This window comes from Actinomyces minihominis (assembly GCF_900187855.1).
In the GTDB taxonomy this organism is placed as follows: domain Bacteria; phylum Actinomycetota; class Actinomycetes; order Actinomycetales; family Actinomycetaceae; genus Scrofimicrobium; species Scrofimicrobium minihominis.
In genome coordinates this window covers 89,284-103,247 of the sequence record NZ_FYEG01000001.1, presented here as the reverse complement: position 1 = coordinate 103,247, position 13,964 = coordinate 89,284, and the positions used below count along the sequence as shown (strand labels likewise).

Below are 13,964 nucleotides of genomic sequence, written 5' to 3'. Positions count from 1 at the left end.
CGGCAGAGACTTTTTAGGAGAACCGTGGCTGAGACCACCGAAGTTTTGGAGCTGGAAGAGGAAGTCGTTCCCAGCTCGTACACATCTGAATCTGAGAGTTCAGCTCCCGGCGCTGGCGCTTCGATCACCGCACCGGGCGCAGGGCTTGGACGCCGTAAGGAAGCAGTCGCCCGTGTGCGCCTGGTTCCCGGCACCGGCGAGTGGACCATCAATGGTCGTAAGCTCGACAACTACTTCCCGAACAAGCTGCACCAGCAGTTGGTGAACTCACCGTTCGCTCTGCTCGACCTCGAGGGACGTTTTGACGTTATCGCTCGTGTTCACGGCGGTGGCCCCTCGGGTCAGGCCGGCGCAGTGCGTCTTGGTGTTTCCCGTGCGCTGAACGAGATTGACCGTGAGGCCAACCGTCCCGCACTGAAGAAGGCCGGATTCCTTACGCGAGATGCCCGCGCTGTAGAGCGTAAGAAGGCAGGCCTCAAGAAGGCACGTAAGGCACCCCAGTACTCGAAGCGTTAATCGTTACAGTCGAGTACTCGAGACACTTTGGAAAGTCCCCGACACCCTGTGTGTCGGGGACTTTCTATACTTAAACGATCGGTCCACCGGGGGTAGCCTCGTAGGGGACCAACAGAAGAAGGGCTGAAGATGGGCAGACTATTTGGTACCGATGGTGTCCGCGGGCTGGCAAACCGCGATATCACAGCGGAGCTGGCTCTCGCACTTGGTGAGGCGGCAGCAAGGCGAATCGGCAAGACTGATAAGAAGGCGCGCGGCTCACGTCGCCCCCGGGCCATCATCGGTCGCGACACCCGTATCTCGGGTGAGTTCCTGGATCACGCTCTAGCAGCCGGTCTAGCGGCAGCTGGAATGGATGTGATCCGCGTGGGAGTCGTCCCCACCCCCGCGGTGGCTCACGTCACCGCCACGGCAGAGGGAATCGACCTCGGTGTGATGATTTCGGCCTCCCACAATCCGATGCCTGACAACGGCATCAAGTTTTTTGCCCGCGGTGGGTTCAAACTTGAAGATGCCATTGAAGATGAGATTGAGGCCCTTCTTGATAAGCCCTGGGACCGCCCGATTGGCGCCGCTGTGGGTGAGGTCTGGTACGACGACGACCTGGCTGAAAAGAGCTATGTTGACCACCTGGTAGAGTCCTGCGGAACCGACCTCACCGGGCTAAGAATTGCCGTTGACTGCGCCAACGGTGCCGCTTCGGTGTTCGGCCCCGAGGCACTGCGCCGCAGTGGTGCGGACGTGGTGGTTATAAATGCGTCCCCCGATGGTCGAAACATCAATGACAACTGTGGTTCGACCCACCCGGAGCAACTTCAAGCTGCCACAGTTGCCTCGCGCGCCGACTTTGGTGTCGCCTATGACGGCGATGCCGACCGCTGCCTGGCCGTCGATGGCTCAGGGAACCTGGTTGACGGGGACAAGATCATGGGTGCTCTAGCTCGCCAGTTCCGCAGCGAAGGCAAACTGAACAATGACACCCTGGTGGTGACGGTGATGTCGAACCTCGGCCTCGTCAAATCGATGGAAGCCGAAGGTATCACCATCGTTCAGAGCGCAGTAGGCGATAGGTACGTCCTCGAAGCCATGCGTGAGGGCGGGTTCTCCCTTGGCGGTGAGCAGTCCGGTCACGTTATTGCTGCCGAGTACGCCACCACCGGAGACGGCATCCTTACCTCCATGCTGATTGCGCGCATGGTCAAGATGTCCGGTAAGTCGCTCTCTGCGCTTGTGTCGGACATCCCGCGTCTGCCCCAGACCCTCCTGAACGTCTCGGGAATCGATCGCAACGGGCTGGATCACCCCGAGATTGTCGAGGCCGTCGGGTTCGTTGAGCGTCTGCTGGGAGATGGGGGCCGGGTCCTCATGCGACCCTCAGGCACCGAACCTCTGGTTCGAGTCATGGTGGAGGCACCAACCCAGCTGCAGGCCGATGGTCTTGCCGAGCTGCTGGGAGATGCCGTGAAGAAGCACCTCACGCTTTAGTCCCAACCGCGTTGCGAAGCCGCTGGCTACATCTTCCGGAGATACACATCCTGGATGCTGTGGTCAGCGGCTTTTCGCAGCACCATTGTGGCGCGAGGGCGGGTGGGCTCAATGTTCTCCACCAGGTTCGGCATGTTGATCGTGTTCCACAGCCGGAGTGCCGTTTCGTGCGCCTGTCGGTCCGTTAGCTTGGCGTAGTTGCGGAAGTACGACCTCGGGTCCGAGAACGCGGTGTGGCGAAGCTGCAGGAAGCGGTCCACGTACCAGGCCCGAATATCCTCGGGGTCGGCATCAACGTAGAGCTGGAAGTCAAAGTAGTCAGAGAGTGCGACCCCGGGTATTTCAGGACCGATGCGAGCCGGTTGAAGAACATTGAGACCCTCGACGATGAGGATGTCCGGGCGGTTCACGGTCACGAACTCGCCCTCCACAATGTCGTAGGTGACGTGCGAGTAGACGGGGGCGGTAACGCTCTCATGACCCGCCTTGATCCGAGCTACGAAATCGATGAGGCCGACCCTGTCGTAAGACTCTGGAAATCCCTTGCGTTCGAGGAGGCCGCGACGCTTCAGCTCGGCATTCGGCAGGAGGAAGCCGTCTGTGGCAACCAGGTCGACGCGTGGGGTGCGGGCCCACCGCGAAAGAAGAAGGCGTAGGAGTCGCGCAACAGTTGACTTACCGACTGCGACGGACCCAGCAACGGCGATCACGAACGGGGTGTTGTGGGATCCCTCGTGGAGGAAGGAGCGTCTGGCCGCCCTCGTTCGCCAGGTCCCATCGACATAGAGCTGAAGGAGGGCGGAGAGCGGCCTGTAAATTGCATTTATCTCAGAGAGGTTGATGGGGTCACCCAGTGAGGCGATGGCCTCTACGTCGTCTTCCGTAAGTGGCAGTGGGCTCTGCGAGGCGAGAGCCGACCACTGGTCACGACTAAAATGCTCAAAGGGGCTCTGGCTGTGATGGCCCACGTCAACGTTGATCACGGCCCAAGTATCCCGCATATGCCTACCCTTGGACTACGGAGGCGAAATGATCGAGATCAACCAGGCATTTATCGCGGAACAGCTACGGGTTCCCGGCCCGAACGATAACAAGTACAGCCGCGGTTCGGTTCTGCTGGCAACCGGATCCCCAACCTATCCGGGAGCCGCGGTGCTTGGGGTGCACGGTGCGCTCGGTGCGGGAGCCGGCCTCGTCCGCTACGCGGGCCCTGAAAGGTGTGAAAACCTGGTCCTTCAGTCGTTCCCCGAAGTGGTGGTCGGAGCCGGTCGGGCGGATGTGGCGGTTATCGGAAGCGGCTGGGACTCCTCGATGGTCCTTCAGGCGGAGGCGGTGGCGGGGCAGTGGGCCGAGGGTCCAAGACCCCTGGTTGTTGACGCGGGAGCACTTCTGGGGATCCGCCAGTGGGTGGGGCAAAACCCCCTGGTGGTGGCGACCCCGCACACCGGGGAGGGCGCCGCCATGTTCAAGCAGTTGGGGGAGGAGAGGTCGAGGGAGGAGCTGGACAGGAACGTGGTCGCCGGTGCGCGGGACCTGGCGAAGCTTGCCGGTTGTCTCGTGGTCCTCAAAGGTGCCACCACCTGCGTCGCAGTCCCCGGTGGGCCCACTTACACCTACTCGGCCCCGTGCGGCTGGGGCGCTACTGCTGGATCGGGCGATGTGCTGGCCGGCGTTATCGCGGCCCTCCTCGCCGCGCTGAGCCAGCAGGTTGAGCGGGAAGGCACGCATCTCACCCCCACTCTCATGAGCGGGGCCGCGGCTGCCGCCGTAGGATTGCATGGATTAGCCGCCGCTCAGGCAGCCGGGTTCTCGGAGCGGTTACCCACGGGCCGCGGTGGAATGCCTATCACGGCGTCACAGATCGCGAACTCAGTCCCGACCACCTTCGGTTCCGTCCTTCAGAAAGGTTGTTGAACTTGTACTTCCTGCTCGCCCTGGTCCCAGCCCTTCTCTACGGTTCCATGGGTATCGTGCTCATGAAATCGGGTGGGGACAGCAGGCAGCAGACTCTCGGTCTAGCCACGGGTTCGCTGGTGGTCGGAACGATACTCGCCCTCTTCATGGGGCTCAACACGGATGCCACCACCATTCTGGTTTCTTTTGGTGCCGGCCTGGTGGTTGGCCTGGCCACGTACTTTCAGATCAGGGCCTTCCACAAGATTGGTGTCTCTCGGGTAATGCCCCTAACCACCGGTGGGCAGCTGCTCGGAATCTCCCTGCTCGGTATCCTTCTTTTCGGAGAATGGCTCGGTACCATGGCCCTTCCGGTGGGCATTGTGGGACTGGCCTTGGTTATCTTCGGCGCCGTCCTCACCTCCTGGGAACAGAGTGAGGAGGACGGGGCTGACACTGACGACGACGTGGTCGCTGCCCCCTATCTCCCGATGGCGGTGGTGGACTCACGGGACCCCGTCGCCCTGACCGAGACCAAGAAGCCGACAGCGGGACGCCCCGAAGAGTGGTTCTCTGGGATCATTGACACCCTGATCTCAACCGGCCTCTTTATTGCCTTCCCCATCATCATTCGCTTCTGGGATGTCGATCCCCTTCGTTCGTTTTTCTTCCAGACCGTAGGTGTCGTCCTCGCCAGCTTCGTCCTCACCTTCCCCTTCTTCTCAAAGGAACTGGGAAGGGTCGATACCAGGCTCAGTAAGTACACCCTTCGCGCCTTCATTCCGGGGATCATCTGGGGCGTGGGTGTGGTGATTATGCAGTTTTCACAGATAAAGGTCGGGGTCGCGGTCGGCTTCTCGCTCTCGCAACTGAGCGTCATTATCGCCACATTCGGAGGCATCCTCATCCTCAAAGAGAAGAGGACCCGCAAGGAAATGGTAACGATCTCCATAGGGGTGGCAGTCCTGGTCGTGGGTGCCCTTCTGCTCGGAGTGGCAAAGACGCTCGATGTTGCCTAAAGGCGGTGGAATAATGGGCCGGGTGGAAACCTTGGAACCCGATCACTACCCAGCCTGTATCACCGTTGACCTTGGAGCAGTGCGCGCTAATGTTCGCGCGTTGCGAGAGCACGCCGGAGGTGTCCCGCTGCTCGCGGTGGTGAAGTCAAATGGATATGGTTTCGGCCGTACAGAGGTGGCTTTCGCAGCATTTGATGAGGGCGTCAACTGGTTTGCCGTCTCGCGCATCCCCGAGGCGCTTGCATTGCGAAAGGACTTCGACTCTGCAGGAATCGCCAGGGAGGAGTCCCGGATCCTCACCTGGATCGGTGCTCCTGACACGGACTGGGTGGCTGCCCACGAGGCGGGTCTCGATGTTTCGGTCTCCACGGTGGGACAGCTTCAGCAGGCCGTCGACGCAGCCTACGCCGTGGCCCAGGACGAGGGCGTGAAAATGCGCCCGAACCGGGTCCACCTCAATGTTGACGTCGGCATGTCCCGCGGCGGTGCCACCGAGGTTGAGCTTCCAGAACTGGCGGCACTGGCTCGGAAGGCTCAGGATCGGGGGGAGATTGAGGTGGTGGGGTTGCTTGCCCACCTTCCCGAGGCCGACGATCCCTCTGGGCCCGGTAGAGCCGTTACCGAAGGCCAGATCAGGCGCTTCTCGGACTACCGGGAGTCCGTTCTTTCCGCGGGCCTCAACCCCGAGGTGTGTCACCTGGGTGCAACGGCTGCCACCCTGTGGCACCCGGAGGCGCGCTTCGATATGGTCCGACCCGGGATCGGAATCTACGGTTTCTCTCCGAACCCGCAGGCGGCCTCCTCGGCGCAGCTTGGTCTGACCCCCGCCGGGCGCTTCACCACCACTATTACCCAGGTCAAACTTGTAGAGCCGGGAACGCGAGTCTCTTATGGTGGCACCTGGGAGGCTCAGGAACCGACCTGGATCGGACTGCTCCCGGTGGGGTATGCCGACGGTGTTCCCCGCAGCATTTCGAACAGGGTCAGCGTCCAGGTTGAAACAGCCGAGGGCGTTATCGATGCCCCCCTCATCGGTCGGGTCTGTATGGACCAGGCCATGATCAATCTCGGGACGGCTGCCACCACACCGGCCCAGGTGGGGGATCCCGTTGTTCTTTTCGGGGACCCGGCCCGCGGAGAAACTTCGGTGGATGACTGGGCGCGTGTCAGCGACACCATCCACTATGAGATCCTTTCGCGCCTACCAGAGCACATTGTCCGAGTTTTCGTCGACCCGCCCGAGCAGATCAACTACGACTTCCTAGCCACCAACGATGGGACCGGAGCATGAGCGGACAGTCGCTAACCTTCCACGCACGGGACGCGGAGGAGACGCGGGATTTTGGCACTCGTCTCGCAGACCTATTCGCCGCGGGGGACCTTGTCGTCCTCATCGGTGACCTTGGGGCGGGGAAGACAACCCTGGTTCAGGGCCTTGGTGAGCACCTGGGGGTGCGGGGACGGATCACCTCTCCGACCTATATTGTTTCCCGCGTCCACCGTTCCCTCGGTGGGGGACCCGACCTCATTCATGTTGATGCCTATCGCGTTGGTGATGACCTCGACATGGAGACTATCGACCTCGAAACCTCCCTTGACAGCGCGGTGACGGTGGTCGAATGGGGAAGCGGAAAGGTGGATCACCTCAGTGAGGATCGCTTCGTTATCGAAATTAACTTTGATGACGAGGACGGACGCCTCATCACCGTGTCCGCAACGGGTTCGGGGACCAGGGACCGCCTGGATACCTGGCTGACCGCGACCGCCAACTAGCTGCCACAACCCAACGATTAGGGAGACGCCATGCGCACACTCTGCATCGACACCTCGGTCAACGCCACCATCGCTCTTGTTGAGGACGGAGCAGCGCTGGCGCGAGCCGTCGACACCGATCCGCGGCACCAGGCTGAGGGCCTCGGGGTCCTGCTGGAGCAGGTGGTTGCAGAGGCCGGTATCGACGGCGGGGTGCGTGAGGCTGCGATTGACCGGGTAGCGGTCGGAGTTGGCCCCGGACCGTTCACGGCACTCCGAGCGGGGATTGCGTTCGCGGCTGCTGTTGCCCGGGGTCTCGATGTTCCCGTGTATGGCATCCCCAGCCTTGAGGTAGTGGCGTGGCAGATGCTGGGCGGCGGAGCTGAGGTAGTGGGTCGACAGGTCCTGGTCCTCACGGATGCCCGCAGGAAAGAGGTCTACTCGGCCCTCTTCGCCCTCGGGGAGAGCGGGATCCAGACGGTGGTTGAACCCCGGGTTGGAAACCTAGAGAATGCGCTGTCCATCGTCGGTGACAGCGAGGCTGAGGTGTACTTTTCCGGGACCCGCCCGGCCCACCTTGAAGAAGTGCTGGCTTCGGTGGGTGCCAAGTCGCTCGACTTGGATGCCGCCGTGCTGGCGGACATTCTAGAGGACCGACTGCAGCGGGGCCTTGGTAAAGAGTTGACCCTGGAACCCCTCTACCTGCGTCGCCCTGATATCCACGGTGGGACCGCCTGAGTGGAGATCATCTATCGCACCCTCACGGTTGATGACGCGGAGGCGGTGCGCGACATTGAAGTGTCTGTGTTTCCACGGGAGGCATGGTCGCTTGAGGTCCTTCGAGTTGAGATCGGGGGGCGCTGGAGCCACTACCTGGGGGCTTTTCGCGCTGATGAACTAATCGGGTACGGGGGAGTGAAGGGCGGTGTCGAGGGAGATCTCATGACCCTGGCCGTCCGTGATGAAGAACGAGGGAGGGGAGTTGGTCGCCACCTAGTGGAAGGCCTACTTGCCCGCGCGAAGGACAGCGGGATGGAGGAGGTGTTCCTTGAGGTGAGGGTTTCGAACCTTCCAGCCCGGAGCCTCTACACGGGTTTGGGGTTCCGAGACCTGGGACTAATCCGAGATTACTACCGCGCGCCACTCGAGGATGCGGTGAGGATGGGGATCAAGCTTTGAGAGCCAGGACTCTTTTTCCCTAAATCAATGTTGCGTAAACAGGGCTGAATCGATCTTCGGTGAGCCCGGGTATGGGCGTGTCCGGGAGCTACGAAAAAGGGGAAACGTCCCAAGATTTCCGCACAAACTAGCGGTTTTGACGTGGATCACATCCCGGGGGAAGTCATGTGACCAAAAGGTCCCGGGTGAACTGTGGATCCGCTCCGTATGGTTTGATTCATGGCCACTAATACTGTCGCAACGAAGAGGCGGCGCGCTTGGACCACAACTGTATTCGTAAAGCAGTTGATGGCCCTCACCGGTCTCTTCCTCATTCTGTTTCTGTTGTTCCACGCCTATGGCAACCTCAAGCTCTTCATTGGGCCTGAAGCCTATGACCACTACGCGCACTGGCTGAAGTCAGATGCGTTCTACCCGATCTTCCCCAAGGGCGGATTTATCTGGGTCTTCCGGGCCGTGATGGTCCTCGCGGTCCTGGTGCATATCTTCGCAGCGCTCCACGTTTGGTCGAAGTCGAAGAAGGCCCGACGCCACCAGTACGCGGTGAAGAAGAGTGCGGTTGACGCCTACGCGGCCCGCACGATGAGGATCTCGGGTGTTCTGCTGATCTTCTTGATTGTCTTCCACCTGCTGCAGTTCACCACCCTCACGATCACCACCGGCTTTACCCGCGAGGCGACCCCCTACGAGATGGTTGTTGCATCGTTCCAGCAGCCCTGGGTGTTTGTGCTCTACCTGGTCTTTATGGCCCTGGTGACCGCACACGTGGGACACGGCTTCTGGTCGGCGTTCCAGACCATGGGCTGGGTGCGTAAGAACACCCGCAGGTTCATGCTGTGGCTCTCCGGCCTTGTCGCAGCGGCCATCTTTGTGATGTTCATGCTTCCGCCGCTGTTCATCGCCGTTGGCGTCATTAACTAGGGCGCAAAAGAGGATTTAGGAAAATGACTGACGCAACTCTTATTGATGGTCTCTACCGACTAGGTGACCCCATCGAAGACACCAAGGCACCGAGGAATGTTCCTCTGTCTGAGGTGTGGAAAGCCCGCAAGGCAGAGGTCAAGCTGGTCAACCCGGCTAACCGACGCAAGCTCAGCATCATCGTGGTCGGTACCGGTCTGGCAGGTGCTTCGGCTGCCGCCTCGATGGGTGAGCAGGGCTACAACGTCGATGCCTTCTTCTACCAGGACTCGGCCAGGCGCGCGCACTCCATCGCGGCACAGGGCGGCATCAATGCGGCCAAGAACTACCGCAACGATGACGACAGCACCTACCGGCTGTTTTACGACACGGTAAAGGGCGGCGACTACCGCGCCCGTGAATCCAATGTCTACCGACTTGCAGAATGCTCGATGAACGTCATCGACCAGGCAGTGGCCCAGGGCGTTCCGTTTGCTCGTGAGTACGGTGGCTACCTTGATACCCGCTCATTTGGTGGCGTCCAGGTCTCACGTACCTTCTATGCTCGTGGCCAGACGGGTCAGCAGCTTCTGATTGGCGCCTACCAGGCACTGGAGCGCCAGGTTGCTGCCGGAACCGTTCGTGAGCACCCGCGCCACGAGATGGTTGAGCTGATTGTCTCTGACGGTCGGGCTCGTGGCATCGTCTGCCGCAACATGGAAACCGGAGAACTTGAGACCTACACGGCTGACGCAGTCGTCCTCGCCACGGGCGGTTACGGCAACGTCTTCTTCCTGTCGACGAACGCGATGGGGTGCAACGCCACGGCAATCTGGAGGGCCTACAAGAAGGGCGCCTTCTTCGGCAACCCCTGCTACACGCAGATTCACCCGACTTGCATCCCGCAGCACGGTGACCAGCAGTCCAAGCTCACCCTGATGTCAGAGTCACTTCGTAATGACGGGCGCATCTGGGTTCCCAAGAACGTCGAAGACTGCGACAAGGACCCTCGCGAGATTCCAGAGGAGGATCGCGACTACTACCTCGAACGCATCTACCCGGCGTTCGGCAACCTGGTTCCCCGTGACATCGCCTCACGCCAGGCGAAGAACATGTGCGATGCCGGTCTTGGTGTTGGCCCGAAGGTCAACGGTGAGCGCCGCGGCGTCTACCTGGACTTCCAGGATGCGATCGACCGCCTCGGCAAGGATGCGGTTTCGGCTAAGTACGGCAACCTCTTTGACATGTACGAACGCATTACTGCAGAGGATCCCTACGAGGTTCCGATGCGCATCTACCCGGCCGTCCACTTCACCATGGGTGGTACCTGGGTCGACTACGACCTCGAATCAACGATTCCGGGCCTGTACGTCGCCGGTGAAGCGAACTTCTCTGACCATGGTGCCAACCGACTTGGCGCCTCCGCCCTCCTACAGGGTCTGGTCGACGGATACTTCGCACTGCCAGCAGTCATGTGTGACTACCTGGCTGAGGCGGCCTACTTTGAGAAGATTGACGAAAACTCACCGGCGGTTGTCGAAGCCAAGGAGTCTGCTCAGGCAGAGATTGATCGCCTCATGAGCATCAATGGAACTCGCTCTGCCGACTCGTTCCACAAGGAACTGGGTCACATCATGTGGGAGTACTGCGGTATGTCCCGCACCCGTGAGGGGCTCCTCAAGGCAATCGGGTTGATCCGTGAACTTCGCAAGGAGTTCTGGACCGACCTGCGTGTTCCCGGAAAGTCGATTGGTGAGATGAACCAGTCACTGGAGAAGGCGGGTCGCGTAGCTGACTTCCTCGGCCTCGGTGAGCTGATGTGTATAGATGCTCTGAACCGTGAGGAGTCCGCGGGTGGTCATTTCCGTGATGAGCACCAGACTGAAGAGGGCGAAGCAAAGCGAGACGATGAGAACTTCCTCCACGTCTCAGCCTGGGAGTACACCGGCGAGAACAACCCGCCGATTCTCCACAAGGAAGCCCTCGTTTACGAGAACATTGAACTGAAGCAGCGGAGCTACAAGTGAACCTGAAACTACGTATCTGGCGCCAGGCCAACCCCACCGTAGAGGGCGCGATCCACGAGTATGAGGTCCGGGGAGTATCCGAGGATTCGTCATTCCTCGAGATGCTTGACATCCTCAATGAGGAGCTCTTTGCTCGCGGCGAAGATCCCGTCGCATTTGACTCTGACTGCCGTGAGGGCATCTGTGGTCAGTGCGGTATCGTCATCGACGGTATCGCCAACGGACCCGAGGTCACCACCACCTGTCAGCTGCATATGCGGTCCTTCAACGACGGTGACACCATCACCATTGAGCCGTGGCGCGCCACAGCATTCCCCATCGTTCAGGACCTGGTGGTCAACCGCAGCGCGTTTGACCGCATCATCCAGGCGGGCGGTTACATTTCGGTGAACACTGGCGCAGCTCCCGATGCCAATGTCACTCTGGTACCCAAGCCTAAGTCTGACCTGGCCTTTGGGGCCGCGGCCTGCATTGGCTGTGGCTCTTGTGTTGCGGCCTGCCCGAACGCTTCGGCGATGCTGTTCACCGCGGCCAAGGTCACCCACCTCGGCCTGCTCCCGCAGGGTGAACCTGAGAACCTGAGCCGCGTGGTGAACATGCTGAACCAGATGGATGCCGAAGGCTTTGGTAACTGCACCAACATTGGTGAGTGCAGTGCTGTGTGCCCGAAGGAAATCCCACTGGATGTCATTTCGACGCTGAACCGCCAGCTCACCAAGGCCTCATTCAAGGGCTACTAGAAAGCGGCTGTCCCAGGCGGACGCAATAGAAGTTAGTGGGTGGTGGAACCGAAAGGTTCTGCCACCCACTTCTTGTCGGCACCTACGCCAATCTCACCTTTGGTGTGGCTATCACCTCGGTTCTCCAGGGTGCGGGAGCGGTAGGATTTGGGCGTGAACTCTGCACCCCTAATTCTTGGCATTGAATCCACCTGTGATGAGACCGGGATCGCCCTCGTCCGCGGCACGGAACTTCTCACGGACGTTACGGCCACCTCGATGGATCAGCACGTCCGCTTTGGGGGGATTATTCCTGAGATTGCATCGCGAGCGCACCTGGAGAGCTTCATGCCCGCTCTTGACACCGCCCTCGACCAGGCGGGCGTCACCCTGAACCAGGTCGACGCGATTGCCTGTGCGGCCGGCCCCGGCCTGGTTGGTTCTCTGACCGTGGGCATCACTTCCGCGAAGGGTTTGGCGACCTCACTTGGCGTGCCACTCTACGGCGTCAATCACGTCATCGGACACCTGGCCATCGACATGTTCGAACACGGGCGTCTTCCCGACCGGTTCATTGGTCTGGTGGCTTCCGGGGGGCACTCCAACCTGCTCCTCATCGAGAACATTGCCCGTTCTGTGACAGAGCTGGGCGGCACCCTCGACGATGCAGCCGGAGAGGCTTTTGATAAGGTCGGGCGACTGCTCGGACTGCCCTATCCCGCGGGTCCCCACATGGACCGACTGGCAGCTTCAGCCGAGAACCCGGCTGCATTGCGGTTCCCCCGGGGGCTGGGGGCAGGTAAGGACAAGGACCGCTACCGGTACGACTTCTCCTTCTCCGGCCTCAAGACCGCAGTCTCACGACACCTGACCCAGAATCCCGATGCCGACCACGCAGAGGTGGCTGCCGCGTTCTCCGAGTCGATTAATGACTCGCTGTCAGCAAAGGCAGTTCGCGCCGCGGTTGAGCAGGGGTGCAACACCATCGTTGTGGGGGGAGGGTTCGCTGCCAACTCGAGATTGCGTCAGCTCCTTGCCGAGCGCGCTGCGAAGAAGGGGGTTGAGGTCCGCATCCCTCCCATGCGCTACTGCACGGATAACGGAGCCCAGATCGCTGCCATTGGGGCCCTTTTGGTTGAGGCGGGGGCTTCGCCCTCGCCCGCAAACTTCGGTCCAGACTCTTCAATGGACCTCTCGGAAATCTACGTTTCCTAGATCCTGCGCCCCGCTCCCTTGTGGCGGGTGTTCGCCTGACGGATTTCCGAGAACGCCTGTGGCGAGAGGGGAGAGTCGGCGCCCATCTCGGCGCGCATCAGCTCGACCACGTCATCGAATGCGTGCTTAGGGTTGGCTTCCGCCACGGCGCGCTGACGCTGGTAAGAAGCCCCGAAGGTGAGGATCTGACGAACTTTTGAGAGCCCGTCGGAGCAGCCGAGTTTCTCAGCGGTGGGCGCTAGGTCAACCAGCATTTTCTCAACGATGTCCCGGATGTGTTCCTCGTTGCCGTCCTCATCCAAAATGAGGATGGCTTCCATTCCGTATCTGGCTGAGCGCCACTTGTTCTCATCTGCAAACCACTGGGGGATCACGGGCGGCTTCTCACCGGCGTCAATCATCTGCGAGTAGTAGTCGACAAGGCAGTGGGAGAGGGAGGCGAGAGCTTCCACCTCAAGGATGTTGGTGCAGGCGTCGAATATGCGCAGTTCGATTGTCCCGAGGCCGATAGAGGGGCGAATATCCCAGCGCAACTCATCAAAGGAGTCAATGACGCCGGTCCTCAACATTCCGTCGTGGTAGCGCTCGAGCTCTTCCCACCGGTGAAACTGGGGTGTCATCCCCGCGGTGGGAAGCTGCTGGAAGATCATGGCCCTGTTCGAGGCATAGCTGGTGTCCTCTCCCGCCCAGAACGGGGAGGAAGCAGAGAGGGACTGAAGGACACCGGCACGCGTGACCAGGGCATTGATGATCGGTAGAACCTTGCTTCGATCCTCAATCCCGACGTGAACGTGCACCCCGTAAAGCAGCATCTGCCTACCCCAGTACTGGGTGCGATCAACCAGCTCGGCATAGCGACGTGAGTCGGTGACCCTCTGGTAGGCGGGACGCGCGAAGGGGTGGGTTCCGGCGGTAGCGAGGTCAATGCGCAGGGGGTCCGTGAAGTCCCGCAGTGACGCCACCCCGAAACGAAGGTCCTCCATGCACTCATTGACCGTGTTGCGCTTACCGGACGTGACCTCAACGGTGTTGAGGAGCATTTCCCGGTGAATATGCGGTGAGAGCTCGGGGTACTTTCGAGCCTCAGCGATCACGGTGTCAGCGCTTTGACGGAGATCATTGGAGTCTTTATCCACCAGCTGGAGTTCCCACTCCACTCCGATGGAAGAACGCTCTGACTCAGCGAACTCGAGGGGCATCGAGGAACCTCCGGGCCGGTTGACAACTGTTTGAGAGAATCCTGAGATGCTCCTCTCAGG

At 60.6% G+C, this 13,964-nt stretch carries 14 protein-coding genes; 12 read left to right on the top strand and 2 right to left on the bottom strand.

Annotation, left to right across the window (positions count from 1 at the left end):
* Positions 1 to 24 precede the first annotated feature (24 nt).
* Positions 25 to 516: a 30S ribosomal protein S9 gene (rpsI, locus tag CS903_RS00455; RefSeq protein WP_099331588.1), complete on the top strand. Its 492-nt coding sequence runs from the start codon at positions 25 to 27 to the stop codon at positions 514 to 516.
* Positions 517 to 645: 129 nt separating this feature from the next.
* Positions 646 to 2,001, top strand: coding sequence for a phosphoglucosamine mutase (gene glmM / locus CS903_RS00450; protein WP_099331587.1), 1,356 nt, complete (start codon positions 646 to 648; stop codon positions 1,999 to 2,001).
* A 26-nt stretch (positions 2,002 to 2,027) separates the two neighbouring features.
* Here glmM and coaA read toward each other — a convergent pair whose 3' ends face one another.
* Positions 2,028 to 3,002, bottom strand: a complete 975-nt coding sequence (coaA, locus tag CS903_RS00445; RefSeq protein ID WP_099331586.1) for a type I pantothenate kinase — start codon at positions 3,000 to 3,002, stop codon at positions 2,028 to 2,030.
* A 28-nt stretch (positions 3,003 to 3,030) separates the two neighbouring features.
* Here coaA and CS903_RS00440 point away from each other — a divergent pair, with 28 nt between their 5' ends.
* From CS903_RS00440 to tsaD, 10 genes are all read left to right on the top strand, one after another.
* On the top strand, positions 3,031 to 3,915 hold the full coding sequence (locus CS903_RS00440) for an ADP-dependent NAD(P)H-hydrate dehydratase (RefSeq protein WP_099331585.1): 885 nt from the start codon (positions 3,031 to 3,033) through the stop codon (positions 3,913 to 3,915).
* Positions 3,912 to 4,913 carry a GRP family sugar transporter gene (locus CS903_RS00435; RefSeq protein WP_129587546.1) on the top strand — a complete coding sequence of 334 codons (1,002 nt, stop codon included), beginning with the start codon at positions 3,912 to 3,914 and terminating at the stop codon, positions 4,911 to 4,913. The genes CS903_RS00440 and CS903_RS00435 overlap by 4 nt, the downstream gene beginning before the upstream one ends.
* A 22-nt stretch (positions 4,914 to 4,935) precedes the next feature.
* Positions 4,936 to 6,204, top strand: coding sequence for an alanine racemase (alr, locus tag CS903_RS00430; protein ID WP_164996624.1), 1,269 nt, complete (start codon positions 4,936 to 4,938; stop codon positions 6,202 to 6,204).
* The gene (gene tsaE / locus CS903_RS00425; RefSeq protein WP_099331582.1) at positions 6,201 to 6,686 is read left to right on the top strand and encodes a tRNA (adenosine(37)-N6)-threonylcarbamoyltransferase complex ATPase subunit type 1 TsaE; all 486 of its coding nucleotides are present in this window, start codon (positions 6,201 to 6,203) and stop codon (positions 6,684 to 6,686) included. The genes alr and tsaE overlap by 4 nt, the downstream gene beginning before the upstream one ends.
* 30 nt (positions 6,687 to 6,716) lie before the next feature.
* Complete coding sequence (gene tsaB / locus CS903_RS00420; RefSeq protein ID WP_099331581.1) at positions 6,717 to 7,403, top strand: tRNA (adenosine(37)-N6)-threonylcarbamoyltransferase complex dimerization subunit type 1 TsaB; 687 nt, start codon at positions 6,717 to 6,719, stop codon at positions 7,401 to 7,403.
* The gene (rimI, locus tag CS903_RS00415) at positions 7,404 to 7,844 is read left to right on the top strand and encodes a ribosomal protein S18-alanine N-acetyltransferase (protein WP_099331580.1); all 441 of its coding nucleotides are present in this window, start codon (positions 7,404 to 7,406) and stop codon (positions 7,842 to 7,844) included.
* 219 nt (positions 7,845 to 8,063) lie between these two features.
* Positions 8,064 to 8,765, top strand: coding sequence for a succinate dehydrogenase cytochrome b subunit (locus CS903_RS00410; RefSeq protein WP_099331579.1), 702 nt, complete (start codon positions 8,064 to 8,066; stop codon positions 8,763 to 8,765).
* Positions 8,766 to 8,788: 23 nt separating this feature from the next.
* Entirely contained in the window at positions 8,789 to 10,771 is a 1,983-nt protein-coding gene (locus CS903_RS00405) for a fumarate reductase/succinate dehydrogenase flavoprotein subunit (protein WP_099331578.1), read from the top strand.
* Positions 10,768 to 11,511 (top strand): succinate dehydrogenase/fumarate reductase iron-sulfur subunit, encoded by a 744-nt coding sequence (locus CS903_RS00400; protein ID WP_099331577.1) that lies wholly within the window; start codon positions 10,768 to 10,770, stop codon positions 11,509 to 11,511. The genes CS903_RS00405 and CS903_RS00400 overlap by 4 nt, the downstream gene beginning before the upstream one ends.
* Before the next feature lie 153 nt (positions 11,512 to 11,664).
* Positions 11,665 to 12,705, top strand: coding sequence for a tRNA (adenosine(37)-N6)-threonylcarbamoyltransferase complex transferase subunit TsaD (gene tsaD, locus CS903_RS00395; RefSeq protein WP_099331576.1), 1,041 nt, complete (start codon positions 11,665 to 11,667; stop codon positions 12,703 to 12,705).
* On the opposite strand, the gene CS903_RS00390 is transcribed toward tsaD, so the two are convergent.
* Positions 12,702 to 13,904, bottom strand: coding sequence for a glutamate--cysteine ligase (locus CS903_RS00390; RefSeq protein WP_099331575.1), 1,203 nt, complete (start codon positions 13,902 to 13,904; stop codon positions 12,702 to 12,704). The two genes, tsaD and CS903_RS00390, sit on opposite strands and share 4 nt — an antisense overlap.
* Between the last annotated feature and the right edge of the window lie 60 nt (positions 13,905 to 13,964).

Excerpts from the sequence above, each read along its gene's own strand:
- CS903_RS00440 (WP_099331585.1), top strand. The coding sequence starts at position 3,031 with ATGATCGAGATCAACCAGGCATTTATCGCGGAACAGCTACGGGTTCCC.
- CS903_RS00410 (WP_099331579.1), top strand. The coding sequence starts at position 8,064 with ATGGCCACTAATACTGTCGCAACGAAGAGGCGGCGCGCTTGGACCACA.
- tsaB (WP_099331581.1), top strand. The coding sequence starts at position 6,717 with ATGCGCACACTCTGCATCGACACCTCGGTCAACGCCACCATCGCTCTT.
- CS903_RS00390 (WP_099331575.1), bottom strand. The coding sequence starts at position 13,904 with ATGCCCCTCGAGTTCGCTGAGTCAGAGCGTTCTTCCATCGGAGTGGAG.
- tsaE (WP_099331582.1), top strand. The coding sequence starts at position 6,201 with ATGAGCGGACAGTCGCTAACCTTCCACGCACGGGACGCGGAGGAGACG.
- coaA (WP_099331586.1), bottom strand. The coding sequence starts at position 3,002 with ATGCGGGATACTTGGGCCGTGATCAACGTTGACGTGGGCCATCACAGC.
- CS903_RS00405 (WP_099331578.1), top strand. The coding sequence starts at position 8,789 with ATGACTGACGCAACTCTTATTGATGGTCTCTACCGACTAGGTGACCCC.
- glmM (WP_099331587.1), top strand. The coding sequence starts at position 646 with ATGGGCAGACTATTTGGTACCGATGGTGTCCGCGGGCTGGCAAACCGC.